This window comes from Stenotrophomonas maltophilia group sp. vghtpe118 (assembly GCF_052605195.1).
The window spans coordinates 2,258,286-2,282,406 of record NZ_CP199672.1 but is presented as its reverse complement, the minus strand read 5'-3'; the positions used below and the strand labels follow the sequence as shown (position 1 = coordinate 2,282,406).

The window sequence follows — 24,121 nt, the reverse complement described above, 5'->3', positions numbered from 1 at the left end:
TCCGAAGCCACTGGCGGAGGAAGGACTGCGCTCACCCTGAAGAAAGCTTCAGACGCATTCCCGAAAGCCGCCAGCGAACCTGGCGGCTTTTTTCATGCCGCCACGCTGGGGACCCCCAACGTTCCGGAGATCTCCTGCAATGCCCCCGCACACCGACGACCTGCGTATCCGCACCATCGAACCGCTGACACCGCCCGCCCAGCTGCTGGCGATGCTGCCCTGTGACGATGAGGCTTCCGACACCGTCAGCGCCTCGCGCGCGGCCCTGCACCAGATCCTGCACGGCCGTGACGACCGCCTGGCGGTGGTGGTGGGCCCGTGCTCGATCCACGACCCGAAGGCCGCCATCGAGTACGCCCAGCGCCTGAAGCCGCTGCGCGACGCGCTGGCTGGCGAGCTGGAAATCGTCATGCGCGTGTACTTCGAGAAGCCGCGCACCACGGTGGGCTGGAAGGGCCTGATCAACGACCCGGACCTGGACGGCAGCTTCAGGATCGACAAGGGCCTGCGCGTCGCCCGTGGCCTCCTGCGCGACATCAACAAGCTCGGCCTGCCGGCCGGTGTTGAATTCCTCGATGTGATCTCGCCGCAGTACATCGCCGACCTGGTGGCATGGGGCGCGATCGGCGCACGCACCACCGAAAGCCAGGTGCATCGCGAGCTGGCTTCGGGGCTGTCGTGCCCCGTCGGCTTCAAGAACGGCACCGATGGCAACGTGAAGATCGCCGCCGACGCGGTGGGTGCGGCATCCAACCCGCATCATTTCCTGTCGGTCACCAAGCAGGGTGGCACTGCCATCGTGTCGACCACCGGCAACCCGGATTGCCATGTGATCCTGCGCGGTGGCAAGCAACCGAACTACGACGCTGGCAGCGTGGCTGAGGCCTGCCAGGTGCTGGCCAAGGCCAAGCTGCCGGCGCGCCTGATGATCGATGCCAGCCATGCCAACAGCCTGAAGAACCCCGAGAACCAGCCGAAGGTGATCGACGACATCGCCGCTCAGATGGAAGACGGCGAACAGCGCATCGTGGGCGTGATGATCGAGAGCCATCTGGTCGGGGGCCGCCAGGAACTGGTGGAAGGCCAGCCGCTGGTCTACGGGCAGAGCATCACCGATGGCTGCATCGACTGGGACACCACCGTGACCGTGCTGGAGCGACTGGCTGCGGCCGTGCGTGCCCGTCGTGAAGTGAAGGTGTCCGAAGCGGCGTGAATGAAGCCGCCTGATGGCGGCACGTGTGTGGATGGCGGCCAGCGCCTGCGGGGGTGCGGCCGCGATCAGGGCCGGCCGGAGTTGGAGACCGGCCCATCTGCACCGGCGATGCGCCTGGCGCTGCGCATGAGCGACAGCGCCAGGTACATCGCCGGGGTGGTGCAGTCGATCCGCGCCCAGCATGGAACCCCAGGCGAACGCGAACCTCAATGCACTTCGTCGTGGTACACGAACTTCGGCATTTCCCAGCGGTAGTGGATCGCCATCAGGCGCAGCGCGAAGCCGCCGCCGAGGCAGCACAGGATCGCGGTGGCGTCGGCCACGCCCCACTGCAGCAGCAACAGATACGCCGCGCCGGTCAGCAGCGCGATGATCGCGTACAGCTCCTTCTGGAAGATCAGCGGCACCTCGTTGCAGAGGATGTCGCGCAGCACGCCGCCGAACGCCCCGGTCAGCATGCCGGCGATCAGCACGATCGGCATCGCATGGCCGGCTTCGCGCGCGATCGAGCAGCCGATCAGGGTGAAGGCGATCAGGCCCAGTCCGTCGAGTACCAGGAAGGTGCGGCGGAAGTGGTGCATCCAGCGTGCCACCCAAGTGGCGATCAGCGCCGCGCATACGGTGAACCCCAGGTACTCGGGATGCTTCACCCAGCCCAGCGGGTAGTGGCCGAGCAGGATGTCGCGCAGTGATCCACCACCGAGGGCAGTGACACAGGCGATCATGACCACACCGAACAGGTCCATGCGGCGGCGGCCGGCAGACAGTGCACCGGTCATGGCTTCGGCGGAAATGGCAATCAGGTAGATGATGGACAGCAGCATGGAACAGGCTCCGGGCGCGGTGGGGCCGGCCATGCGCAACTGCCACCACTGCCTGCGCAATGACGGGATGACGATGACCGGTGCCGCTCCCGCTGTCCTTTTGCCTGAGAGTTCAGCGGCGTTGGCCGCGTGCCCCTTCGGCGGATCGTCCCGGGCATGCCCGGTGACCTCTCTCCAGCTCGGCGAGTCGAATGCATGGTTGGTGGGATTCCAGCCCACCGGCCTGAGCGATCATGGGAGCCTGCGCCTTCGGCGGGCGCCAGCGCGGCGCCTCTCTCCTGCATTCGGGCGCCAGTATATCCGCTGCAGTGCAGCACGGCATAATCCAGGCATGGCCCCTTCCGCCCGCCCGTGGTTCCTGTACCTGCTCGAATGCCGCGATGGCAGCTATTACGCCGGCATCAGCACCGACGTGGACGCGCGTTTCGCCGCCCACCAGGCCGGCAAGGGCGCGCGCTACACCCGGGCCCGGCCACCGCTGCGCGTGCTGGCCGTGCGCGAATACCCGGACCGGGCCGCCGCCTCACGCGCCGAGTGGCAACTCAAGCAGCAGCCCCGCGAACGCAAGCTGGCCTGGCTGCAGGCGCCGGTCCTGTAGATCCACGCCACGCGTGGATGGGCTACCCGGCCCATGCGATGATCGCCCCGCGCCCAGAGCTGGAGACCCGGATGTCCACGATCGCCCTGCTGTTCGCTCTTTCCGCAGCAACGAGCCCTGCCGCCGACCCGGCCACCATCGCGGCCATCGAAGCCACCTGCCACGACTACGTCGACGGCCAGCTGGAGGCCGACCCGCAGCGCGTCGCCCGCTCCCTGCATCCGGACCTGGCCAAGCGCGCTGTGCTCGGCGATACACCCGACGAACGCCTGGGCCTGCGCCGGATGTCGAAGGAAGAACTGGTCTCGCTGACGAAGCAGGGCGCGTTGAAGACCCCGAAGGATCAATGGGATCGTCGCTGCACGGTGCTGGACGTGACCGGCAACGCGGCCTCGGTGCGGCTGGAGACCCCCTGGTTCGTCGATTACTTCCACATGGGGCGCTTCGACCAGCGCTGGGTCATCGTCAACGCGTTGTGGTATCCAAAGCCGAAGGCACAGTGAGCGATGCGTGCCGCCGGCAAAGCATGGATCTCCGTCGTCGTGCTGGTCGCCGGCATCGCGCTGCTGCCTGGCCTGCTGTACCTGCTCGGGCTGGCATTGGCAGGCGGTCGGCCGAAGCCGGCCGACCGTGCGCCCAGTGGTGTGGCTGCGTGTAGCAGCGAGCCACGGGCGGGATACCAGCCGATGAACCCCTGGCGCTTTACCGCCCAGTTCTTCGACAAGGACGCGATGAAGAAGGTGCCTGAAGTGGAGCGGGAGGCCTTCTGGATTGCCGGCGCTACCTGTGGCGGCAACCGCAGCGCGGCATGCTGCGCTGGCATCTCAGCAGTACCGCACTGACGATCTGGATCACCCGGCATTGGAGTGCCGCGCAGATTGCCGACACCGCGAGGAAGGAGGACTTCTGCCGGACCTGGTCGAAACGGCGGGTGTCCGGTGGCCCGATGAACCAGTAGATCCACGCCATGCGTGGAGGGTGTTGACGAGGTCAGAGCCCTTTCCTGCGGAAAGGGATCCGACCCCGTTGCGTGCAGCCCTACCGCCTTGGCCGCCGGTCGTCGCGGTCATCACCGAAGATGATGCGCGCACTGCGCTGGTAGCTCCAGTACGCGACCGCCCAGTTCAGCAGCACCACGATGCGGTTGCGGAAGCCGATCAGGAAGAACACATGCGCGGCCAGCCAGAACCACCACGCCAGCACACCCGACAACTGCAGGCGGCCCGAGTGCACGATCGCGGCCATGCGGCCGATGGTGGCGAGGTTGCCGTAGTCGGCGTACTTGAACGGACCGGGCTCGGGCTTGCCGTGCAGCCGTGCGCGGATCACCTCGGCCACGTATTTGCCCATCTGCTTGGCGGCCGGTGCCACACCGGGAACCGGCTTGCCGTCGGCCTGGCTCAGTGCGGCCAGGTCGCCGGCCACGAACAGCTCCGGGTGATCGGGCAGGGTCAGGTCCGGTTGCACCGGCACGCGTCCGGCGCGGTCCAGTGGCACGTCCAGCGTGCGCGCCAGCGGTGAAGCGGCCACGCCGGCGGCCCAGACCACGGTGCGCGCCGGTATGAACTGTTCGCCGAGCTTGAAGCCCTGGCTGTCGATGTCGCTCACCGGGGTTCCGGTCAGCACTTCCACGCCCAGCTTTTCCAGTTGGCGGCGCGCCTTCAGCGAAAGCACATCCGGGAACGAGGACAGCACGCGCGGCCCAGCCTCGACCAGCCGCACCCTGGCGCTGGCCGGGTCGATGTGGCGGAATTCGTTGCGCAGCGTGTGGCGCGCGATCTCGGCCAGGGTGCCGGCCAGTTCGACACCGGTGGGACCACCACCGACGATGGCGAAACTCAGCCACGCCGCCTTCTTCGCCGGATCCGGTTCAGCCTCGGCGCGTTCGAACGCCAGCAGCAGCTTGCGGCGCAGCGCGATGGCATCGTCCAGCGTCTTCAGGCCGGGCGCATCATCGGCCCACTGATCGTTGCCGAAGTAGGCGTGGGTGGCGCCGGTGGCCAGCAGCAGGCTGTCGTAGTCCAGCGTGCTGCCATCGGCCATGCGGATCTGCCGCGCCTGCTTGTCGATGGCCACCACTTCGCCGAGGCGGACTTCCACATTGCGCTGGTGGCCGAGGATGTGGCGCAGCGGTGCGGCGATATCCGGCGCGGACAGGCCGGCGGTGGCCACCTGGTACAACAGCGGCTGGAACAGGTGATGGTTGCGGCGATCGACCAGGGTGATGCGTATGCGCTCGCGGGCCAGGGCACGGGTGGCCCAGAGACCGGCAAAACCGCCGCCGACAACGACCAGGTGGGGAACGCGTTCGCGACTCATCGACTCACTCCAGTGGGGGCATCGGGGGAAGCGCCTGGCATCTTCGCACGGCGGCCACCTGTCACGTCAGCGCCGGCCCGGATCGGCGATACTCGGGTTCAGGCAACGGCCCGTGAGGAGCCCATGAGCGAACCGGAAAAGCGCATCGCCCTGTTGATCGACGCCGACAATGCGCCGGCCTCGAAGATCGACGAGGTCCTGGCGGAAGTCGCCCGCTACGGCGTGGCCAACGTGCGCCGTGCCTACGGCAACTGGAAGAGCCCGCGACTGAAGGGGTGGGAAGCGGTGCTGCATGAGTATGCGATCCGCCCGATCCAGCAGTTCGCCTACAGCAAGGGCAAGAACGCTTCGGACATGGCGATGGTGATCGATGCCATGGATCTGCTGTACGCGCGCAACCTTGATGGCTTCGCCATCGTCTCCAGCGATGCGGACTTCACCCCGATGGTGATGCGCCTGCTGACCGATGGCGTGAAGGTATATGGCTTCGGCGAGAAGAAGACGCCCGAGCCATTCGTCAATGCGTGCTCGAAGTTCACCTACCTGGAGGCACTGGGCCAGACCCATGCCAGCGTGCCGGATGCCGAACAGGCGTCCAGCGAGCAGGCCTCGAACGAGCCGGTGGCCAACGACGATGCCCGGCCACGCAAGAGCGGTGCGGAAATGCGCAGTGACACCCGGCTGGTGAAGATGCTGCGCCGTGCGGTGTCCGCGGCCGAGGGTGAGGATGGCTGGTCGCACCTCGGCCCGGTCGGCAGCCAGATCGGCAACCAGGCTTCGTTCGATCCGCGCAACTATGGCTACGGCAAGCTCAGCGACCTGCTGGCGGCGATCGGCCTGTTCGAGCTGAAGAAGGATGGCAAGTCCTCCTACGTGCGCGCGCTGCCAAAAAAGAACCGGTAGTGCCGGCAAAAGAACCGGTAGTGCCGGCCGCTGGCCGGCATGCTACAGACGCAAGATCCCGCATCCGGCACGCACACACCCGTAACGATCAGGCGTATCGTTGCCGCTCGCATTGCCAGCAAAGGAAACCCGCATGTTGAAGATCTGGGGCCGCCGCAATTCCAGCAACGTCCGCAAGGTGCTGTGGTGTGCTGAGGAAATCGGCCTGCCGTACGAATCCATCGAGGTCGGTGGCAGCCACGGCGGCACGCAGACGCCGGAGTACCAGGCGATGAATCCCAACGGCCTGGTGCCGGTGATCGAAGACCACGGCCTGCCGCTGTGGGAATCGAACGCCATCGTGCGCTACCTGAGCGCCCGCTACGCGCTGGGCACCCTGTACGCCGAGGACCCGATGGAACGCGCCCAGGCCGAGAAGTGGATGGACTGGAGCACTTCGCGGATGGCGCCGCTGTACAGCGACCTGGTCTGGGGCATCATGCGCACCGCGCCGGCCGACCGCGACGAAGCGCGGATCAATGCCGCCATCGTGCGCGCCGGTGACTACCTGGCGATGGCCGACGCCACCCTGGCCAGGCAGCCGTGGCTGTCGGGCGAGACGTTCGCGATGGGCGACATCCCGCTGGGCTCGCTGGTCTATGCCTGGTTCGAACTGCCGATCCAGCGACCGGAGCTTCCGCACCTGGCGGATTGGTATGCGCGCCTGCGCGAGCGGCCGGCCTACCAGCGCGGCGTGATGTCGCCGCTGACGTAAGCACTGCCCGGTACTGAAACGCAGCCGAGCACGGCTCGGCTCTAAGGTAGTGCCGAGCCATGCTCGGCAGTGCTCTACGGGATCAATACAGGTCCGTTGGATCCACATCCAGCGACCAGCGCACCTTGCGCGCTTCCGGCAGCGCATAAAGCTGCGGCACCAGCTGCGCGAGCACGCCATGCAAGGGTGGCCGCTGCGGCGCCGACAGCAGCAGCTGTGTGCGCTGGTAGCCCGCGCGCCGCGGCATCGGCGCCGGCATCGGGCCGTACGCCTCCACCACGTTCTGCTCGCCCAGCAGCTGCCGCGCAGCCAGCAGGAACGCATTGGCATGCTCCACCTGCTGCGCTTCGGCGCGCATCAACGCCAGGTGCGCGAACGGGGGGAACCCTGCGGCTTGCCGCTGGTTCAACTCGGCCTGCGCGAACGGGTGGTAGCCACCGCTCACCAGGGTTTCCAGCAGCGGGTGACCCGGGTGATGGGTCTGCAGCCAGACCTCGCCGGGGTCACGTGCACGCCCGGCGCGACCGGCCACCTGGATCAGCTGCTGCGCGAGTTTCTCACTGGCGCGGAAGTCAGCGGAGAACAGGCCTTCGTCGATGCCGACCACCACCACCAGGGTCAGCTTCGGCAGGTCGTGGCCCTTGGCCAGGATCTGCGTGCCGACCAGGATGCCGGGCTGGTCGCCCAGTTTCGCCAGCTGCTGTTCCAGCGCATCGCGGCGTGAGGTGGTGCCACGGTCGATGCGCACCACCGGGAAATCGGCGAAGGCGGCGGTGAGGTGTTCTTCCAGGCGTTCGGTGCCGATGCCCTGCGGCTGCAGCGCCAGGCTGCCGCAGGCCGGGCATGCCAACGGCGCCGGTTGGCGCGCGCCACAGTGGTGGCACTGCAGGCGTCGGCCGCCACCATGCACGGTCATCGGCGCATCGCAGCGCTGGCACGGCGCGGTCCAGCCGCAGTCGTGGCACAGCAGCACCGGTGCATAGCCGCGGCGGTTCTTGAACACCAGCACCTGCTGGCCACGCTGCAGGTGTTCGCCGATGCCGGCCAGCACATCGGCCGAGAGGCCATCGTGCAGCGGCCGCTTGCGTACATCGAGGATGCGCACGCGCGGTGGCCGTGCATCGCCGGCGCGCTGCTTCAGGCGCAGGTGCGTGTAGCGCCCGGCGTAGGCGTTATGCAGCGTTTCCAGCGAAGGGGTGGCACTGCCGAGCAGCACCGGAATGCCCAGTGCCTTGGCCCGGACCAGGGCGAAATCGCGCGCGTGGTAACGGATGCCGTCCTGTTGCTTGTAGCTGCCGTCGTGTTCCTCGTCGACGATCAGCAGGCCAGCCTGCGGCAATGGCGTGAACACCGCCGAGCGGGTGCCGACGATGACCCGTGCTTCGCCACGCGAGGCGGCCGCCCAGACGCGCGCGCGCTCGTTGTCGTTCAACCCCGAATGCAAGGCGTGCACGGCGATGCCCAGGCGGCCGCGGAAACGTGCCAGGGTCTGCGGGGTCAGGCCGATTTCCGGCACCAGTACCAGCGCCTGCCTGCCCTGCGCCAGGCAATGGATGATCGCCTGCAGGTAGACCTCGGTCTTGCCGCTGCCGGTCACGCCGTCCAGCAGGAACGGCTGAAAGCCGTCGGCAGCGTTGATCGCAGCCACCGCCCCGGCCTGGTCCGGGTTGAGCGTGGGGCCGGGCAGCGGCTGCGCATGCTGCGGTGCCACCGTCATCGCCACGCGCTCGGCCAGCGCGCGCTTGGCCAGGCTGCGTGCAGCGGTGCGCCAGTCGGCCATGCGTTCGCCGAGCACGTCCTCATCCACGATCGCTCCGGCCAGCAGCTCGGCCAGCTGCCGCGGACGGCTGCCGGCGCGCAGCTTTTCGCGCTGGGCGTGGCCTTCGGTGGTCAGCTGCCAACCCCAGTGATGTGTGTCGGGCAGGGCCTCGCCATGGCGCAGCGGTCCGGGCAGGGCGGTGCTCAGCACCTCACCCAGCGGCGCATGGGTGTAGCGCGCCAGCCACTGCAGGCTCTGCCAGAGTTCGCCCTGCAGCAGCGGCTGCCGGTCGCACCAGGCCAGCGCCTGGCGCAGTCCCTGGCCGTCGTCGGTCTGGCCGTGGCCAGCCACCACGCCGACCAGCTCGCGGTTGCCGAACGGCACCTTCAGGCGGCAGCCGACCGCGGCCGTGGGGCCATCGCCCTCCGGCGACAGGTAGTCGAACAGGCGCGGCAGGGGGACGGGCAGGGCGACCTGCAGGGTCGGAATGGGCGAAAGCATCGGGCCAGTGTAACGGGCCATGCGCGCGCGAATGGCAGGGGAGACGTGCCCGGGCGACGACCGCTGAATCATAAATGTCACCTAAATATCGGTGTCCATTGGAGATTCAGTCTTATCCACATGTTCTGTGGATAACGTTGTGCGTTACCGGTCGGCGGCAACCCAGGAGGCCGATGGCGACGAGCTCACGCTTGTGTTGGTCAAAAAATCGCCACACTTGAAAGGCATTCAAAATCAACAACTTGAGTGTGAAACATTGCTGAAACAGAGTGAATTCAGCTGCATGCCGCAATTTCCCGCGCGGGGAGCGTGGTGCTGTGCACAACCTGCAGCACGAAGTGCCTGTGGGCGCAAGTCCTACGGGTGCCGATGGGCTGCCGCTATCATGCCGGCAGACCTTTGGAGTGACCGATGACGGCTGTGCCCGCCCCTGTTTCCTCGACCGCGGCCGGCGCGCTGTCGGCGTTCCTGCGTGGCGTCGAACGCCGCGCCCTGGTGGTGGCTGAACTGCAGTGCGGCGATGCCGCGCGTGCCGAGCAGACCCTGGTGGCAGTGATGCGCGCGTTTGCGGCGGTCGCCAGCGACCTGCCGATGGCGCAATGGCCGACCCGCTTCTGGACCCTGCTGGGCCAGCGCCAGGCGCTGCGCGAGCCGGCGGGCGGGCAGTGGGCGCCGTCGTTGGCCGCGTTGGGCGCGATGCCGCCACTTCCACGACTGGCGCTGCTGCTGCGGGTGGGCGGCAGCCTGGACGAGGGCATCGCCATGCGCGTGCTCGACCAGGACGAGGCCGGCTACCAGCACCTGCTGGCCGATGCCTGCCCGCGTGACGCCCAGGGCCGGCCCGATGCCGTGGCCTGGCGCCAGTTGGCCGAGCAGGTACAGGCGCGTGTCCGTGACCTGCCGGCCGCGCGCCTGCAGCAACTGCAGCAGCCGGCCGCACCCACCACCCACAATGAAGCACCGGCCTCCAGCTGGCGCGCACCGCAGCGGGACGAGCGTGCGGCCGCCAACGCCAAGCGCCGTCGGGCGAGTGCCAAGCCGCGCTGGCGCGGTCCGCTGATCCTGTTGGCGACCGTGGCGGTGCTGCTGGCCGCGGCGCTGGGTTGGCGCTACCTGCAGGGACATTCGTTCGGCAGCGATGCACCCTTGCCGGAGGGCGTGGTGGGCGAAGCCGGTCCGGTGACCGTGGAAGCCCTGCCAGCGAGCAAGGTCGACGCCACACCGGACGCGGGCCAGGCGCAAGCCAATGATGACGCAGCGATGCTGGCAGACCGCGACTACCCGCTGGTCGCCGATGCCGACCTGTACGCGTGGATTGCCGCGGGCGGCCCGCTGCCGGTGGATGAATCGCAAGCCAAGCCGAGCCGGCCGGAGCCGGCCAGTGCCACGCTGGAAACGGCTGCCGCCGATGAATAAGTCCGTGCTCGCCAGCCTGCTGCTGGCCCTGCCGCTGTCGCTGTCCGCCGCACCGCAGCCGTTGAGTGTGCCGTTGCCGCCACCAGTTCCGGGCAGTTCGCCGGCCACGCCGGCGTCGGCCGCTGCAACAGCACCTGCGGAATTCGCCCAGCTGGATACGCAGCAGCAGCGACAGCGCCGTGCCGACTACGCCGCCTGGCGCGCATTGCCGGAAGCAGAGCGCGAGCGCATCCGTCAGGCGGCTGCGCGCTTCAATTCGCTGCCGGCCGATCAACAGCAGCGCATGCGGCAGCAATTCCAGGCGCAGGATCAGGCGTTCCGCGACGGATGGCGGCTGGGCCCGCAGCTGGGCCTGGAATTCCCCAAGCTGCACGGACTGTTCGGATTCGTGCCACCGGAGCAACGCGAGACCGCGCTGGCCGTGCTGCGCCAGCTCAACCCGGCGCAGCTGGCCCAGCTGGCCCTGGTCGCGCAGCGCACGCCGCCGCAGGAACGCGACACGGTACGCAGCGCCTTCCTCGCCGTGCCCGCCGCCGAGCGCGACAGCTGGCTGAAGCGCCAGGCCGGCCAGTAGAAAAGGGGACGGAGGGGATTAAGTCGCATTCGGCACTGACTGGCCTGATACGACTTAATCCCCTCCGTCCCCTTTTTTGTGTGGGGCGGCTGAAACCCAGCATTCACGCCATGTCATGGGAATGCAGGCGCCGCCCGCGTAAGATGGGCGCCCGCAACCCGGTGCCTGTGCCCTTCGCGCGCAACCGCAGTTCGCGTCAAGCACCTTATGTCTACTGCAACCTCCACGCCGCGCTTCAGCAAGGAAGTCGGCGCCACCGGTCTGCTCGCCCTGCCGCTCGTGCTGGGCCATGTGTCCACCGGTCTGATCTCCTTCGTCGACAACGTGATTGCCGGCCACCACGCTACGGCGACCCTTGCCGCAGTCACCATCGGTACGGCGCTGTTGTGGCTGCCGATGTTGATTCCGATCGGCACCCTGATCTCGCTCACCGCCTCGGTGTCGCAGCTGCATGGCGCCGGCCGCGAGCGCGAGATCGGCCCGCTGTTCCGCCAGGCACTGTGGCTGGCGCTGGGGCTGGGGCTGATCATGTTCACCTTCCTCACCGTGGTGCCGCCGCTGCTGCCGGCCTTCGGCATCGCGCCGGACATCGTGCCGGGGGCGACCGCGTTCCTGCATGCGGTGCGCTGGGGTGGCCCGGCGCTGACCCTGTACTTCTGCATGCGTTATCTCAGCGAGGGCATGCACTGGACGTTGCCGACCATGCTGCTCGGCTTCGGTGGCCTGCTGGTGCTGGCACCGATGGGCTACGTGCTGGCCAATGGCAAACTCGGCTTCCCGGAGTTGGGGGCCGAGGGCCTGGGCATCGCTTCGGCGGTGATGATGTGGCTGCAGGCAACCGCATTCGCCCTGTATCTGTGGCGGACCAAGCGCTTCGCCCATCTGCAGCTGTTCTCGCACTTCGAGGGACCGCGCTGGAAGGCGATCTGGGAGCTGCTGCGCACCGGCCTGCCGATCGGCATCACCGTGCTGATGGAAGGCGGCCTGTTCATCGTCACTGCCTTGCTGATCGGCCGCCTGGGCGCCAATGAAGCGGCGGCACACCAGATCGCGATCAACGTCGCGCAGCTGTGCTTCATGATCCCGATGGGCGTGGCCGAGGCCACCACCGTGCGCGTCGGCCATGCGGTCGGCCGTGGTGACGGCTTCGGCGTGCGGCGTGCGGCCTGGGCCGGCTACGCGATCATCATGGGCACGCAGACGTTGTCAGCGGCGGTGCTGCTGTTCGGCCACGATGCCATCGTCGGTGTGTACACCAACGACCTGGCAGTGGCCGGCCTGGCCTCGACCCTGCTGCTGTACGCGGCCACCTTCCAGTTCCCGGACGGCATCCAGGTGCTGTCGGCGGGCGCGCTGCGCGGCCTCAAGGACACCCGCGTGCCGATGTTCATCGCCATGTTCGCGTACTGGGGCCTGGGCATGCCGCTCGGCGCCGGGCTCGGCCTGGGGCTGGGCATGGGCCCGCAGGGCATGTGGATCGGCCTGATCGTCGGCCTGACTGCCGCTGCCATCCTGATGGGCTGGCGCCTGCGCCGCAGCAGCCAGCGCATCGGGCAGTCCGCGCTGTCCTGATCTTCCTGCCCGCCATGCCGACCCATGGCGGGCGATCCCCTGACTTGTGTCCGATGCCGCATCACGCGGCACCGGCTATGCTGGTACCACGGCAAGAAGCCATCCGGAGCGTTCCATGAATCAACCCGTGCCCCCGCTGCCCCCGGCGCGTCGCAACCCCGTCGCCAGTTTCTTCATCGGGCTGTGGGACGTCATGAACTTCACCCGCCGGTTGATCCTCAACCTGGTGTTCTTCGGCCTGCTGTTCCTGCTGCTGGTGATGTTCGTCATCGCCGCCGGCATGGGCGCCGGTGCCAGCAAGTCGCTGCAGGACCGCACCACCCTGGTGATCGCGCCGGAGGGCCGCCTGGTCGAGCAGTTCAGTGCCGATCCGGTCAGCCGCGCACTGGCCAAGGCAGTGGGTGACAACGGCGCCGAAGAGATCCAGCTGCGCGATCTGCTGCGGGTGATCGAGTCGGCCAAGGACGACAAGAAGATCGAGCGCGTGGTGCTGGAGCTGGACAAGCTGCAGCCGTCCGGCTTCGCTTCGCTGCGCGAAGTGGCCGCCGCGCTGCAGGATCTGCGTGCCTCCGGCAAGCAGCTGGTGGCCTACAGCGAGAGCATGGGCCAGTCGCAGTACCTGCTGGCCGCGCAGGCCGACGAGGTCTACCTGGACCCGATGGGTTCGGTCGTGCTCGAAGGCCTCGGCCGCTACCGCCAGTACTTCCGCACCGGCCTGCAGGACAAGCTGGGCGTGGACGTGCACCTGTTCAAGGTGGGCGAGTACAAGTCCGCGGCCGAACCGTACGTGCTCGACGCCGCGTCGCCGGCCTCCAAGGAAGCCGACCTGTTCTGGATGAACGATGTGTGGCAGCGCTATCTGGGCGACATCGCCAAGGCGCGCCGCCTGGATCCGGCGCAGCTGGCTGCCGGCATCGACACGCTGCCGGAAGGCATTGCCGCCGCCGGTGGCGACCTGGCCAAGTTCGCGCTGCAGCAGAAGCTGGTGACCGCGCTGAAGACCCGCGAGGAGTTCGAGGATCTGATGATCGAGCGCGGCGTGGCCGACGAAGACGCCGACGGTGGTTTCCGCAACGTCGACTTCGGGCGTTACCTGGCCCTGCTCGACGCGCGCCGCAACCCGGTGGACTCGCGTCCGCAGGTGGCCGTGGTGGTGGCTGCCGGCGAGATCAGCGGTGGCGACCTGCCGGCCGGCCGCATCGGCGGCGAGTCGACCTCAGCGCTGTTGCGCGCCGCGCGCGACGACGACAACGTGAAGGCCGTGGTGCTGCGCGTCGATTCGCCGGGCGGCGAGGTGTTCGCCTCCGAGCAGATCCGCCGTGAAGTGGTGGCGCTGCAGGCTGCCGGCAAGCCGGTGGTGGTGTCGATGGGCGACCTGGCTGCCTCCGGTGGCTACTGGATCAGCATGAATGCCGATCGCATCTACGCCGATCCGTCGACCATCACCGGTTCGATCGGCATCTTCGGCATGGTGCCGAACTTCAGCCGCGCGCTGGACAAGATCGGCGTGCACACCGATGGTGTCGGCACCACCCGTTTCGCCGGTGCATTCGATGTCACCCGCCCGATGGACCCGGCCGTGGGACAGGTCATCCAGTCGGTGATCAACAAGGGCTACGCCGACTTCACCGGCCGCGTCGCCGACGCCCGCAAGAAGCCGGTCGAGGCGGTGGACGAGGTGGCTCGCGGCCGCGTGTGGAGCGGTGCGCAGGCCAAGGAACGCGGCCTGGTCGATGCCTTCGGTGGCCTGAAGGATGCCGTGGCCGACGCTGCCAGCCGTGCCAAGCTGGGCAAGGCCGACGCTTATCGCGTGCGCTACATCGAGAAGGCGGCCACGCCGTTCGCACAGTTCGTCAGCGGTTTCGCCGGCAGCCGCGCCGGTGCCTGGATGCTGTCCGATTCGGGCATGGCGCGGATGATGCTGGCACGCACGATGCCGGAAGTGGACACGCAGCTGCGCTTCGTCGAGAACGCGGCCCGCGAGAAGGGCAATGGCGCACCGGTGAAGGCGCTTGCTTACTGCTTCTGCGGGTTCTGACGGAAGCCATCCACGCAGGGCGTGGAACTACTGGACAGCGAAACGCCCGGCCTTGGCCGGGCGTTCTCGTTCATGGGGTCTGATCCCTTGGCTTCGCAAAGGGCTCTGACCCCATAGGCCACTCGTCATCGCGCCGCGTCGGCCTCGGCCTTGCGCTCGCGTGCGGCGGCTTCATCCACGGCCTTCTGCGCGCCCTTGGCGCGGTCCAGCGGCTCCTGCATCGCATGCGACATCGCTTTGGGTACCGGTGGCTTCTCCGGGTTCGGCGTCGGCGGACGCTGGCAGGCCACCAGCTGCACGATGGCCAGCAGGGACAAGAACAGGATCAGGATGCGCATGGCGGTACTCCGCGGTGGGCGTTCGCGCAGTGTCGCATCTCCGGCAACGCCCTGCCGTGAGCGCGTATCCTTGCGGCATCGAAACACAGCGGGCGCGGCCCCGGAGGACACATGACCCAGCAACGGTGGCGCCTGGACGGCCAGACTGCCCTGATTACGGGCGCCAGCGCCGGCATCGGCCTGGCCATCGCGCACGAACTGGCCGGCCTCGGTGCCGACCTGATGATCGTGGGCCGTGACATCGATATGCTGGAGACGGCGCGCGACGAACTGCTGGACGTGTATCCGCAGCACCAGGTGCACGCGCTGGCTGCCGATGTCTCCGATGACGAGGACCGCCGGCAGATCCTGGACTGGGTGGAAGACCACAGCGATGGCCTGCACATCCTGGTCAACAACGCTGGTGGCAACGTCACCAAGGCGGCCACGGAGTATTCCGAGGACGAATGGCGCAAGATCTTCGAGACCAACCTGTTCTCGGCCTTCGAGCTGTCGCGCTACGCGCATCCGCTGTTGGCGCGGCATGCGTCGTCGTCCATCGTCAACGTCGGCAGCGTGTCCGGCCTGACCCACGTACGCAGTGGCGTGGTCTATGGCATGACCAAGGCCGCGATGCACCAGATGACGCGCAACCTGGCCGTCGAGTGGGCGGAGGATGGCATCCGGGTCAACGCGGTGGCGCCCTGGTACATCCGCACGCGGCGCACGTCCGGTCCGTTGTCGGACCCGGACTACTACGAGGAAGTCATCAATCGCACGCCGATGCGTCGTATCGGCGAGCCGGAGGAAGTGGCTGCCGCGGTAGGCTTCCTGTGCCTGCCGGCGGCCAGCTATGTCACCGGCGAGTGCATCGCCGTGGATGGTGGTTTCCTGCGCTACGGGTTCTGATCTTCCAGCGGATAGTGCCGGCCGCTGGCCGGCAACTGGAACCATTTTTGAAGATCCTGCGATTGCCGGCCAGCGGCCGGCACTACCGCATGGCAGTCACCCCGGTACCGGGCAGTTGCTGGCCTCCAGCACGCCCTGCAACCGTTCGCGTTCGCCCCGGGCCTTGTCGCGGTTCACCGGCGAGGCGAACCGCTCGCGGCCACGTGCGTCGCGGAAGCGTTGCTGCCAGCTGCTGCAGCGCTGCGCGTCCGGCAGTTCCTCGCAGCGGTCGCGCACCACTTCGCAGCCTGCAGCGTTGACCGGTGTGGCGCCGCCCAGGCCCTGCACGGTCATCAGTTCGCAGCGGCCGGGGGCAGCCTCGTATTCGTGCAGGTAGCCACCGCCCTGGCTGTCGGTGCACTGGAAGATGGGCGGCAGCGGCGGCTTCGGCGGCGCATTGCTGTCCGGCGCGGCATCGGCCTGGCGTGGCAGCGATGCACTGTCGAGTATCAGATCGCCGCCTTCGCGTTCGACCATGCCGGCTTCCATGATCGTGCGTCCTTCGCCGGGGCGGCGGGGGCTGGGCGCGGAAGCCGGCGGCATACCCGCCGCCGCCGGTTCGGGTGGCGACGGCACAGGGGCCGGCGTGGGCGACGCACTGGCAGCGGCCGGAATCCGCACCACCTGCTGCTTGCTGCCGCCAGGGCAGGGCGTACGTTGCAGGGTGGGCACATCGCTGTTGCTGGAGGTGCAGCGGTAGATCACCCCGTCGTCGGCCACTGCGTTGCCGGCGAACAGGCCCAGGGCCAGCCAGATCAGGTTCTTCATGCGCACAGCGTACATGCCACGGCAGGTGCTGCGCTCAGCGTTCGCAGTCGCGCGACAGGCGCGCGTCGATGCCACGCTGTTCGTTGCTGATGGCGGTGCGTTCACTCTGCAGCGCGCTGTTGTAGCGGCGGTCCAGTTCCCAGCGGCGGTCGCGCAGGCGCGCGCAGACTTCCTGTGGCGGCAGCGCGTGGCAGCTGTCGCGGACCAGCACGCTGCCGGCCGGAACCTGTACACCGACACCTACCGCTGGCGGCCGGTAGCCGGTTCCTTCACCGATGGGGGGGGCGACCGGCGTGCCGAAGGCGGGGCGTGGGCCGGGATGGACCGGGCCGTGGTGCCCATGCGGGAGCCAGACGCTGGTCCACAACGGCACCCAGCGCGGATTGCCCTCGTTGTTGTCGCTGGTGTAGCGGCGACCGTCGTCGCTTACGCACTCGTACAACGGTTGTGGTGGCTGGAGGTAGACGTGGCGGACCTCACGATCACGCATCACCGGAACCTCGTCCGGCCGGGCGGGTGCCGCGTCGCTGCGCACCACCCGGGGGGCCGGGTCGCGCGGGCGCTGCAGGTCACGCACTTCCTGCCGGCCACTGCTGCATGGCTTGTCCTGCAGGGCCACGGCGCCGTTGCTGGCGACACAGCGGTACACGCGCACGTCCTCGGCGGCGGGTGCGGTCCATGGCAGCAACAGGCACAGGCCCAGGGCGGTGCGCAGCAGGTTCATGGCGGCAGGGTGCGTGATTGTCCGCGGCAGTGCAATCGTCGGTTCAGGAGCGCAGCACGTTGCCGCTTAGCGCGTCGCGGATCGGGGTTGGCTGGGCCAGGCCGCCGGTCTCGCCGTCGAGGAGGCCATCGAGCAGGCGCAGCAGGCGCGGATCGAGCTCGGCACGGCTGCGGGCCGGTGGTTCACCGGCCAGGTTGGCGCTGGTGGAGACCAGCGGGCCACCCCAGGCGCGGCACAGGGCGGCGACCAGCGGGTGGGCGCTGATGCGCACCGCGATACCGCTGTGTTCGCCGGTGACCCAGGGCTGCGCGTGCGGACCGGCCGGCAGGATCCAGGTGTTGGCGCCCGGCCAGCTGGCCAGCACCGCGCGCTGGCGGGCGTCGGGCAATGCCTGCAGGCGGACCCAGCCCTCCAGCTGCGACAGTTCGGCGGCGACCAGGATCATGCCCTTTTCGATCGGGCGCTGCTTCAGCCGCAGCACCGCGTGCACCGCGGCTTCATGTGACGGATCGCAGCCCAGGCCCCAGACCGCTTCGGTCGGATAGGCAATCACGCCACCGGCGCGGAGCGTGGCGACAGCAGAGTTCAGGGTGAGTTCTTTCATGACGGCGACCGGCCCGGCGTGGGCCTCCATTATCCCCCCGCTGCGTGCAGAAGGGGTGGAACGCGCCCGCTCGGTAGTGCCGGCCGCTGGCCGGCATCCGAGGCTTCCAGGTGTTGCCGGCCAGCGGCCGGCACTACCCCTCATCCGCGCATCGCGTGGATCTACTTCTTTGCAGCGGTCTTCTTGACAGCCTTCTTCGCCGGTGCCTTCTTTGCGGCAGCTTTCTTCACCGCCTTCTTGGCCGGCACTTTCCTGGCCGTGGCCTTCTTCGGCGCTGCTTCCTTCTTCACTGCAGCCTTCTTGGCCGGCGCCTTCTTCGCGGCGGCTTTCTTGGCGCCGAAGCCCTTGCGCACCGGCTTGCCGGTTTCTTCCATCAGCTGTTGCACTTCGGCCAGGGTCAGCGATGACGGCTCGCGATCCTTGGGGATCTTGCCGTTCATCTTTCCATCGCTGATGTACGGGCCGAAGCGGCCGTTCAGCACCTGGATGTCGCTGCCCTCGAACTCCTTGATGATCCGGTTGCGCGCGATCTCTTCCTTCTCTTCGATCAGGAATACGGCGCGGGCCAGGTCGATGGTGTACGGGTCATCTTCCTTCTTCAGCGAGGCGTAGGTGCTGCCGCGCTTGGCGAACGGGCCGAAGCGGCCGATGCCGACGCTGACCGGCTCACCATTGTCCTCGCCCAGCGCGCGCGGCATCAGGAACAGTTCCAGCGCGTCTTCCAACGAGATGGTGTGCATCGACTGGCCGGGGCGCAATGAGGCGAACTTCGGCTTTTCCTCGGCGTCCTCGGCGGTGCTGCCGATGGCAGCATACGGCCCGAAACGACCCAGCCGCACGCTGACCGGCTTGCCGGTCTTGGGGTCGGTGCCGAGCTCGCGCGCACCACTGGCCTCGGCGCGGTCGACCGATTCCTTCTTGTCTTCGACCAGTTCCTTGAACGGCTCCCAGAAACGGGCCATCAGCGGGATCCATTCTTCCTCACCGCGCGAGACGGCATCGAGCTCGTCCTCAAGCCTGGCGGTGAAGTCGTAATCCACGTACTGGGTGAAGTGGCTGGACAGGAACTTGGACACCGCGCGGCCCACGTCGGACGGGCGGAAGCTGCGGCCTTCCATTTCCACATACTTGCGGAACAGCAGGGTCTGGATGATCGAGGCGTAGGTCGAGGGACGGCCGATGCCGTACTCTTCCAGCGCCTTCACCAGCGCCGCTTCGGTGTAGCGCGGCGGTGGCTGGGTGAAATGCTGTTCGGCCAGGATGCGTTCCAGCGGGATGCGGTCGCCCGGCTTCATCGCGGGCAGCTTGCGGCCCTCATCTTCGTCCTCGGCGCTCTTGTTGTCCTTGCCTTCCTCGTACACGGCCAGGAAGCCGGGCACGACCACGGTGGTGCCGCTGGCGCGGAACACGTGTTCGCTGCCGGCCGACAGGTCGACGCTGACGGTGTTGAGCGTGGCCGGGATCATCTGGCAGGCCACCGCACGCTTCCAGATCAGCTCGTACAGGCGCCGCTCGTCGTCGGTCAGGAAGCGGGCGACCTGCGACGGCGTGCGCAGGGCCGAGGTCGGGCGCACCGCTTCGTGCGCTTCCTGGGCGTTCTTCGACTTGGTCTGGTAGGTGTTGGGCTGGTCCGGCAGCGAGGCGATGCCGTAGTCGCGGGCGATCACGTCGCGGATTTCCGCCAGCGCGTCCTGCGACAGGTTCACCGAGTCGGTACGCATGTACGAAATCAGGCCGACGGTGCCTTCGTCGCCGATGGCCACGCCCTCATACAGCTTCTGCGCCACCTGCATGGTCTTGCGGGTGGTGAAGCCGAGCTTGCGCGAGGCTTCCTGCTGCAGGGTGGAGGTGGTGAACGGCGGCGCCGGGCGGCGCTTGCGCTCCTTGCTGGCGACGTCGGTGACGTGCAGCGAACCCTGCGCGGCCTGCTGGATGCGCATGCGCGCCGCTTCAGCGGTGTCGCCATCGGTGACGGTGAACTGCTCGAACTTCTGCCCGTCCAGCTTGACCAGCTTGGCATTGAAGTGCTGGGACGGGTGCGCGCACTCGGCAGCGATCGACCAGTACTCGCGGGCGATGAAGGCTTCGATCTCTTCCTCGCGCTCGACGATCATGCGCAGCGCCGGGCTCTGCACGCGGCCGGCGGACAGGCCGCGCTGCACCTTGCGCCAGAGCACCGGCGACAGGTTGAAGCCGACCAGGTAGTCCAGCGCGCGGCGGGCCTGCTGGGCGTCGACGAGGTCGCTGGCGATCGCGCGCGGCTGGCTGATCGCTTCCTTGATGGCGCGCGGGGTGATCTCGGTGAACACCACGCGCTGCATCGGCTTGTCCTTGACCAGCCCGCGTTCCTTCAGGATCTCGGCGATATGCCAGCTGATCGCTTCACCCTCGCGATCCGGGTCAGTTGCCAGCAGGATGTCGTCGGCGCCCTTGGCGGCCTTGGCGATCGCATCGACATGCTTTTCGTTCTTGTCGATCACGTCGTAGTGCATGGCGAACCCGTTGTCCGGGTCGACCGCGCCTTCCTTCGGGATCAGGTCACGCACATGCCCATACGAGGCCAGGACGGTGTAGTCCTTGCCGAGGTATTTGTTGATCGTCTTGGCCTTGGCCGGCGATTCGACGATGAGCAGGTGCTTGGGCATGGCAGCAGTGTCTGTGGGGCGAGCCGCAGGGAAGGGGCCGCTAGGGTGGAGCAAACGGCCGCATTAGTGAAGCGGCCACGGACAAATCAATACGCTGAACGCCCGGTAGTGTGCCGGGCGTTCAGGTTTCACCTTATTAGAGGAATCACGCCCGGCCAGCCCCTGTCAAGCAGCCAGACGTGAGGATGGCCGTTCATGAGGCCATCTTGGCGATGAAGCCGACCGCAGCCACCAGCAGCACCAGGCCCGCCACCGTCAGCAGGCCGGTCAGTACCAGGATCACGATGGTGACCGTACCCAGCTCATGGCGCTGCAGCTGCGGCTGGTCGGTATAGGCCCAGCGGTCGACCACCAGGGTGTCGCAGATCATGTCGTGCAGGCCCTGCTTGCGCTCGGTGAAGGCGGCCATCAGGAAGCCGATGCCCAGGGTGAAGCTGCTCAGCAGCATGGCCCAGTAGCGACCGAAGGCGCGGCCCCGGGTCAGGCGGTCACCGTTGCTGCGCACGACCTTGATGCCGACCGCCATCTTGCCCAGCGTGGCGCCGCCCGGCGAGGAATGGAACCAGGTGTAGTAGGCCACGCCGATGGCCATGTTGATCAGCGCGCTGGCCAGCTGCGCGACGATTTCGATGGAGGTTTCGCCACTGCCCACCGCGCCCATGCTGGCGCCAAGCACCACGCCGATGATGGCGCCGATGATGCCGCCCGGCACGGCCAGCACGAAGTAGTCGATCATGTAGGCCGCGACGCGCTTCCAGAAGCCGGCGTAGACCACCTCGCCGCCGATCACCGGCCGCGCGCCACCGGCAGCGGCGGCGGCCGGGGCGTTGTAGGGCGAGCTGCTGAGCGCGCCCGTGCCAGGCAGCGGCGCAGTGCCGTTGTCGATGGCGGCGTAGTCGCTGCGCAGGTCGAAGCCGCCACTGGCAGTGGCGGTGCTGGCGTCGGCCAGCGTCTGCAGGCCCAGTTCATCGACCACCTGGCGCAGTGCAGCCCACTGGGCCATGCCTTCGCGCCAGACCAGGGTGTCCAGGTTCAGTTCGCCGCGCTGGAAGCGCTGGCGGATCTCCTGGACCGACAGCGGGCCCTGGCGTTGCTGTCCTACGGCGTAGTACCACTCAGTCATTGCATGTTCCCTGTTGGATCGTCCTTGGAGGTGCTGCCGTGCGCGTGGCTCAGCCGCGGCACGACGTCGGCAGGTACTTGTCGTCGCTTTCACCGCTGCATTCCCAGCGGCCGCTGTCGCGATCATATTCCAGCCACAGCAGGTCGCCATCGAGGCTCTTGCCGGGCACGGCCAGCGTTGCTTCGATGCCACAGTGACCGTTGTTGAAGCGGCCGATGTTCACCGCCGACAGGCCGGCCTGGGTGAAGTCACCCGGGGCCGGGAAACCGGCATCGTTGGCGCCGGGGCAGCGGCCTTCATCGTCGGCGAAGTGCTGCACCTGCTGTTTCAGCGGCTGCAGGGCATTGACCGCGGTCGCGATCCTGGCACGCACGGTGTAGTCGTTGTATGCGGGCAGGGCGATCGCCGCGAGGATGGCCATGATCGGTACCAGTACCAGCAGCAGGCCGCCGCCGATGATCGCGGTCAGGGCGCAACCGGAGAGCTTCTTCTTCGGCGGTGGCAGAACCCCGGCTGCCGCTTGGGTGGCATAGGGCGTGGACGGCGGCAGCACAGGCGGCTGCGGCGGAGGGGGGGCCACCGGTTCCGGTTCCGGCTCGGGTTGCTGGGCCGGCGCAGCAACGTCCAGTGCCGGCACGATCAGGCCCAGCTCGTCGACCACGGTACGCAACGGCTACCATTGCGGCAGGCCGTCGCGCCAGACCAGGGTGTCCAGGGAGATCTGGTTGTTTCGGAACAACTCGACCAACTGTTCCGCCGGCAGCGGGCCTTGCTGCCGGTTGCCTTCTGCATGGAACCACTCGCTCACGGGGACGCTCCTGAATGCGCTATGCCCCCAAGTGTACGGTCAGTGAAGGGGTTCTGGCTCGTCCATGAACATCTGCGTCTCCATCCAGGCATAGGCCGCTTCGGAGCCGGGCTGGTTGAACAGCACCATCAGCACGACCCATTTCAGGTCGTCCAGGTCCAGTTCGTCCTGGTCCAGGGCCATCGCCCGGTCCAGCACCAGCTCGCGCTGGTCGGCGTCGAGGATGCCGTGCTGTTCCAGGTACAGCAGGAAGCCGCGGCATTCCACATCCAGCTTGTCCAGCTCGGGGCCATGGTAGATGCGCACGGGGCCGTCGACCCGCGCCTGGGCCACGCTCGGCCGCTGGGCGGCCAAGGCATCGAGCCAGTCGAACGCCTTGTTGATCTCGGTGGGGCTGAAACCGGCCTGGATCAGGCCGTTCTGCAGCGAATCGCGGTCACGGATCAGGTCCGCATCTTCGCTGAAATAGTGTTCAAACAGGTACAGCAGTACATCCAGGATGCTCTCTTTCATTGCCCCTCGGCCTGCGTCGCGCGACGCTGTGGAGGTGAAGAAACTAGGGAGTTCGACAGTAGCGGCCGTGTACGCACACCACGATTCCCGCCAGTTCCATGGCAAGCAGCATGGAGGACACCTGGGACGCCGTCAATCCACAGCGCGTGATCAGTGAATCCATACCGCTTGGGTTGTGGTCCAGGGCTCGCCACAAGCACTGGTAGTCAGGGTCGTCGGCCCAGCGCGCCGGCAGGAGGGCCGGCAGTGCCTGTTCAGTGGGGGTGACCAGCCGCGATTGCAAGCCCGGCAGCTGCTGGCGAAGGGCGGGGGCGAGCAGTTCCAGAACCTCCTCGGGGCGCTCGACCAGCGCCGCGCCCTCGCGGATCAGGCGGTGGCAGCCCGCCGCGCGCGGGTTGAGCACCGATCCGGGCAGGGCACAGACCTCGCGGCCTGCCTCGGCGGCCAGGCGCGCGGTGATCAGCGCGCCCGAACGCTGCGCGGCCTCGACCACCACGGTGGCCAGCGCCAGCCCGGCTACCAGCCGGTTGCGCGCGGGGAAGTGGCCTGGGCGGGCCGCCGTACCCGGCAGGTACTCACTGAGCACCACGCCCTCGGCGGCGATGCGCGCCTGCAGCCGGGCGTGGCTGTCCGGATAGGCGCGGTCAGGGCCCGTGCCGATCACCGCCACGGTGCAGCCACCGGCCTCCAGCGTGGCCTGGTGCGCAGCCGCATCGATGCCTGCGGCCAGGCCGCTGGTCACCGCCAGGCCCGCCTCGACGAAACAGCCGGCAAAACGCGCGGCCAGTGCGCGCCCGCCCGGGGTGGGGGAACGGCTGCCGACCAGCGCCACCGACGGGCGCCAGGCCAGGCTGGGGTCTCCGGCGACGAACAGCGCCAGCGGCGGGTTGGGCACCTCCAGCAACGAGGGTGGAAAGGCCGGATCGGTGCAGGGCAGCAGGTGATGGTTGTCCTGTTCCAGCCAGCGCAGGGCGGATGCACACGCCCGGGCGTCGGGACGTTCCAGCGCGGCGCATTGCTCCGGCGTGCAGCCGTGCGCGCGCCAGTTCGCCGGGCCTTGCGCGATGGCGGCTTGCGCACCGCCCGCGGCCTGCAGCAGGGCCCGTCGTGGCGCCAGTGCGCCTCCCGCCATCAACAGGCGCAGCAGCGCCTCATATGCATGCGTGGTCATCCCCCACTATCGGCCGCACGCAACAAAGG

The 24,121-nt window shown here is 68.0% G+C and carries 21 protein-coding genes, 2 pseudogenes and 2 riboswitches; of the genes and pseudogenes, 11 read left to right on the top strand and 12 right to left on the bottom strand.

Annotation, left to right across the window (positions count from 1 at the left end; genetic code table 11):
* The first annotated feature begins 139 nt into the window (after positions 1–139).
* On the top strand, positions 140–1,213 hold the full coding sequence (locus ACUDTM_RS10445; RefSeq protein ID WP_072167272.1) for a 3-deoxy-7-phosphoheptulonate synthase: 1,074 nt from the start codon (positions 140–142) through the stop codon (positions 1,211–1,213).
* Between the two features lie 206 nt (positions 1,214–1,419).
* Here the strand turns inward: ACUDTM_RS10445 and ACUDTM_RS10440 are convergent, their stop codons facing one another.
* On the bottom strand, positions 1,420–2,037 hold the full coding sequence (locus ACUDTM_RS10440) for a trimeric intracellular cation channel family protein (RefSeq protein WP_072167270.1): 618 nt from the start codon (positions 2,035–2,037) through the stop codon (positions 1,420–1,422).
* 84 nt (positions 2,038–2,121) lie between these two features.
* A riboswitch (glycine riboswitch) is annotated at positions 2,122–2,225 on the bottom strand.
* Positions 2,226–2,238: 13 nt separating this feature from the next.
* Positions 2,239–2,328: riboswitch (glycine riboswitch) on the bottom strand.
* Between the two features lie 40 nt (positions 2,329–2,368).
* Here ACUDTM_RS10440 and ACUDTM_RS10435 point away from each other — a divergent pair.
* The 3 genes and pseudogenes from ACUDTM_RS10435 to ACUDTM_RS10425 all read left to right on the top strand — a co-directional run bounded on the left by ACUDTM_RS10435 (position 2,369) and on the right by ACUDTM_RS10425 (position 3,593).
* Positions 2,369–2,635, top strand: a complete 267-nt coding sequence (locus ACUDTM_RS10435) for a GIY-YIG nuclease family protein (protein WP_111200433.1) — start codon at positions 2,369–2,371, stop codon at positions 2,633–2,635.
* 71 nt (positions 2,636–2,706) lie between these two features.
* Positions 2,707–3,138: a nuclear transport factor 2 family protein gene (locus tag ACUDTM_RS10430; RefSeq protein ID WP_100450679.1), complete on the top strand. Its 432-nt coding sequence runs from the start codon at positions 2,707–2,709 to the stop codon at positions 3,136–3,138.
* A gap of 3 nt (positions 3,139–3,141) precedes the next feature.
* A pseudogene (locus tag ACUDTM_RS10425) lies at positions 3,142–3,593 on the top strand (hypothetical protein).
* An 80-nt stretch (positions 3,594–3,673) separates the two neighbouring features.
* On the opposite strand, the gene ACUDTM_RS10420 reads toward ACUDTM_RS10425, so the two are convergent.
* Positions 3,674–4,954 carry an NAD(P)/FAD-dependent oxidoreductase gene (locus ACUDTM_RS10420; protein WP_445391297.1) on the bottom strand — a complete coding sequence of 427 codons (1,281 nt, stop codon included), beginning with the start codon at positions 4,952–4,954 and terminating at the stop codon, positions 3,674–3,676.
* Between the two features lie 123 nt (positions 4,955–5,077).
* On the opposite strand from ACUDTM_RS10420, the gene ACUDTM_RS10415 reads away from it, so the two are divergent.
* The gene (locus ACUDTM_RS10415; RefSeq protein ID WP_049470953.1) at positions 5,078–5,857 is read left to right on the top strand and encodes an NYN domain-containing protein; all 780 of its coding nucleotides are present in this window, start codon (positions 5,078–5,080) and stop codon (positions 5,855–5,857) included.
* A gap of 133 nt (positions 5,858–5,990) precedes the next feature.
* Complete coding sequence (locus tag ACUDTM_RS10410) at positions 5,991–6,611, top strand: glutathione S-transferase family protein (RefSeq protein WP_072167265.1); 621 nt, start codon at positions 5,991–5,993, stop codon at positions 6,609–6,611.
* Positions 6,612–6,693: 82 nt separating this feature from the next.
* Here ACUDTM_RS10410 and ACUDTM_RS10405 read toward each other — a convergent pair whose 3' ends face one another.
* Positions 6,694–8,871 (bottom strand): primosomal protein N', encoded by a 2,178-nt coding sequence (locus ACUDTM_RS10405; protein ID WP_072167302.1) that lies wholly within the window; start codon positions 8,869–8,871, stop codon positions 6,694–6,696.
* 411 nt (positions 8,872–9,282) lie between these two features.
* Between ACUDTM_RS10405 and ACUDTM_RS10400 the strand changes: the two genes are divergently transcribed.
* The 4 genes from ACUDTM_RS10400 to sppA all read left to right on the top strand — a co-directional run bounded on the left by ACUDTM_RS10400 (position 9,283) and on the right by sppA (position 14,471).
* Positions 9,283–10,287, top strand: a complete 1,005-nt coding sequence (locus ACUDTM_RS10400) for a hypothetical protein (protein WP_445391296.1) — start codon at positions 9,283–9,285, stop codon at positions 10,285–10,287.
* A complete protein-coding gene (locus ACUDTM_RS10395) occupies positions 10,280–10,861 on the top strand; it encodes a DUF3106 domain-containing protein (RefSeq protein WP_072167263.1) in 582 nt (193 codons plus the stop codon). The genes ACUDTM_RS10400 and ACUDTM_RS10395 overlap by 8 nt, the downstream gene beginning before the upstream one ends.
* Before the next feature lie 207 nt (positions 10,862–11,068).
* Positions 11,069–12,433 carry an MATE family efflux transporter gene (locus tag ACUDTM_RS10390; RefSeq protein ID WP_005419642.1) on the top strand — a complete coding sequence of 455 codons (1,365 nt, stop codon included), beginning with the start codon at positions 11,069–11,071 and terminating at the stop codon, positions 12,431–12,433.
* Between the two features lie 115 nt (positions 12,434–12,548).
* The gene (sppA, locus tag ACUDTM_RS10385) at positions 12,549–14,471 is read left to right on the top strand and encodes a signal peptide peptidase SppA (RefSeq protein WP_061478137.1); all 1,923 of its coding nucleotides are present in this window, start codon (positions 12,549–12,551) and stop codon (positions 14,469–14,471) included.
* Between the two features lie 125 nt (positions 14,472–14,596).
* On the opposite strand, the gene ACUDTM_RS10380 is transcribed toward sppA, so the two are convergent.
* Positions 14,597–14,809, bottom strand: coding sequence for a hypothetical protein (locus tag ACUDTM_RS10380; RefSeq protein WP_005419638.1), 213 nt, complete (start codon positions 14,807–14,809; stop codon positions 14,597–14,599).
* A gap of 111 nt (positions 14,810–14,920) precedes the next feature.
* Here ACUDTM_RS10380 and ACUDTM_RS10375 point away from each other — a divergent pair, with 111 nt between their 5' ends.
* Positions 14,921–15,697 (top strand): SDR family oxidoreductase, encoded by a 777-nt coding sequence (locus ACUDTM_RS10375; RefSeq protein ID WP_014038643.1) that lies wholly within the window; start codon positions 14,921–14,923, stop codon positions 15,695–15,697.
* A 96-nt stretch (positions 15,698–15,793) separates the two neighbouring features.
* Here ACUDTM_RS10375 and ACUDTM_RS10370 read toward each other — a convergent pair whose 3' ends face one another.
* The 8 genes and pseudogenes from ACUDTM_RS10370 to dprA all read right to left on the bottom strand — a co-directional run bounded on the left by ACUDTM_RS10370 (position 15,794) and on the right by dprA (position 24,092).
* Positions 15,794–16,504, bottom strand: a complete 711-nt coding sequence (locus tag ACUDTM_RS10370; RefSeq protein WP_445391295.1) for a hypothetical protein — start codon at positions 16,502–16,504, stop codon at positions 15,794–15,796.
* Positions 16,505–16,538: 34 nt separating this feature from the next.
* Positions 16,539–17,228: a DUF4124 domain-containing protein gene (locus ACUDTM_RS10365; RefSeq protein WP_188240578.1), complete on the bottom strand. Its 690-nt coding sequence runs from the start codon at positions 17,226–17,228 to the stop codon at positions 16,539–16,541.
* A gap of 43 nt (positions 17,229–17,271) precedes the next feature.
* Positions 17,272–17,862 carry a Sua5/YciO/YrdC/YwlC family protein gene (locus ACUDTM_RS10360; RefSeq protein WP_005419629.1) on the bottom strand — a complete coding sequence of 197 codons (591 nt, stop codon included), beginning with the start codon at positions 17,860–17,862 and terminating at the stop codon, positions 17,272–17,274.
* Between the two features lie 131 nt (positions 17,863–17,993).
* On the bottom strand, positions 17,994–20,477 hold the full coding sequence (locus ACUDTM_RS10355) for a DNA topoisomerase I (protein WP_188240579.1): 2,484 nt from the start codon (positions 20,475–20,477) through the stop codon (positions 17,994–17,996).
* 193 nt (positions 20,478–20,670) lie between these two features.
* Positions 20,671–21,600 (bottom strand): RDD family protein, encoded by a 930-nt coding sequence (locus ACUDTM_RS10350; protein ID WP_061478133.1) that lies wholly within the window; start codon positions 21,598–21,600, stop codon positions 20,671–20,673.
* Between the two features lie 49 nt (positions 21,601–21,649).
* Positions 21,650–22,408, bottom strand: a pseudogene (locus tag ACUDTM_RS10345) (pilin).
* 39 nt (positions 22,409–22,447) lie between these two features.
* Entirely contained in the window at positions 22,448–22,921 is a 474-nt protein-coding gene (locus tag ACUDTM_RS10340) for a DUF494 family protein (protein WP_005419622.1), read from the bottom strand.
* A 43-nt stretch (positions 22,922–22,964) separates the two neighbouring features.
* On the bottom strand, positions 22,965–24,092 hold the full coding sequence (gene dprA, locus ACUDTM_RS10335; protein WP_072167259.1) for a DNA-processing protein DprA: 1,128 nt from the start codon (positions 24,090–24,092) through the stop codon (positions 22,965–22,967).
* Between the last annotated feature and the right edge of the window lie 29 nt (positions 24,093–24,121).

What these genes read in the sequence shown, in the direction of transcription:
- ACUDTM_RS10445 (WP_072167272.1), top strand. Translation starts at nt 140, where the DNA reads ATGCCCCCGCACACCGACGACCTGCGTATCCGCACCATCGAACCGCTG.
- ACUDTM_RS10440 (WP_072167270.1), bottom strand. Translation starts at nt 2,037, where the DNA reads ATGCTGCTGTCCATCATCTACCTGATTGCCATTTCCGCCGAAGCCATG.
- ACUDTM_RS10435 (WP_111200433.1), top strand. Translation starts at nt 2,369, where the DNA reads ATGGCCCCTTCCGCCCGCCCGTGGTTCCTGTACCTGCTCGAATGCCGC.
- ACUDTM_RS10430 (WP_100450679.1), top strand. Translation starts at nt 2,707, where the DNA reads ATGTCCACGATCGCCCTGCTGTTCGCTCTTTCCGCAGCAACGAGCCCT.
- ACUDTM_RS10420 (WP_445391297.1), bottom strand. Translation starts at nt 4,954, where the DNA reads ATGAGTCGCGAACGCGTTCCCCACCTGGTCGTTGTCGGCGGCGGTTTT.
- ACUDTM_RS10415 (WP_049470953.1), top strand. Translation starts at nt 5,078, where the DNA reads ATGAGCGAACCGGAAAAGCGCATCGCCCTGTTGATCGACGCCGACAAT.
- ACUDTM_RS10410 (WP_072167265.1), top strand. Translation starts at nt 5,991, where the DNA reads ATGTTGAAGATCTGGGGCCGCCGCAATTCCAGCAACGTCCGCAAGGTG.
- ACUDTM_RS10405 (WP_072167302.1), bottom strand. Translation starts at nt 8,871, where the DNA reads ATGCTTTCGCCCATTCCGACCCTGCAGGTCGCCCTGCCCGTCCCCCTG.
- ACUDTM_RS10400 (WP_445391296.1), top strand. Translation starts at nt 9,283, where the DNA reads ATGACGGCTGTGCCCGCCCCTGTTTCCTCGACCGCGGCCGGCGCGCTG.
- ACUDTM_RS10395 (WP_072167263.1), top strand. Translation starts at nt 10,280, where the DNA reads ATGAATAAGTCCGTGCTCGCCAGCCTGCTGCTGGCCCTGCCGCTGTCG.
- ACUDTM_RS10390 (WP_005419642.1), top strand. Translation starts at nt 11,069, where the DNA reads ATGTCTACTGCAACCTCCACGCCGCGCTTCAGCAAGGAAGTCGGCGCC.
- sppA (WP_061478137.1), top strand. Translation starts at nt 12,549, where the DNA reads ATGAATCAACCCGTGCCCCCGCTGCCCCCGGCGCGTCGCAACCCCGTC.
- ACUDTM_RS10380 (WP_005419638.1), bottom strand. Translation starts at nt 14,809, where the DNA reads ATGCGCATCCTGATCCTGTTCTTGTCCCTGCTGGCCATCGTGCAGCTG.
- ACUDTM_RS10375 (WP_014038643.1), top strand. Translation starts at nt 14,921, where the DNA reads ATGACCCAGCAACGGTGGCGCCTGGACGGCCAGACTGCCCTGATTACG.
- ACUDTM_RS10370 (WP_445391295.1), bottom strand. Translation starts at nt 16,504, where the DNA reads ATGAAGAACCTGATCTGGCTGGCCCTGGGCCTGTTCGCCGGCAACGCA.
- ACUDTM_RS10365 (WP_188240578.1), bottom strand. Translation starts at nt 17,228, where the DNA reads ATGAACCTGCTGCGCACCGCCCTGGGCCTGTGCCTGTTGCTGCCATGG.
- ACUDTM_RS10360 (WP_005419629.1), bottom strand. Translation starts at nt 17,862, where the DNA reads ATGGAGGCCCACGCCGGGCCGGTCGCCGTCATGAAAGAACTCACCCTG.
- ACUDTM_RS10355 (WP_188240579.1), bottom strand. Translation starts at nt 20,477, where the DNA reads ATGCCCAAGCACCTGCTCATCGTCGAATCGCCGGCCAAGGCCAAGACG.
- ACUDTM_RS10350 (WP_061478133.1), bottom strand. Translation starts at nt 21,600, where the DNA reads ATGACTGAGTGGTACTACGCCGTAGGACAGCAACGCCAGGGCCCGCTG.
- ACUDTM_RS10340 (WP_005419622.1), bottom strand. Translation starts at nt 22,921, where the DNA reads ATGAAAGAGAGCATCCTGGATGTACTGCTGTACCTGTTTGAACACTAT.
- dprA (WP_072167259.1), bottom strand. Translation starts at nt 24,092, where the DNA reads ATGACCACGCATGCATATGAGGCGCTGCTGCGCCTGTTGATGGCGGGA.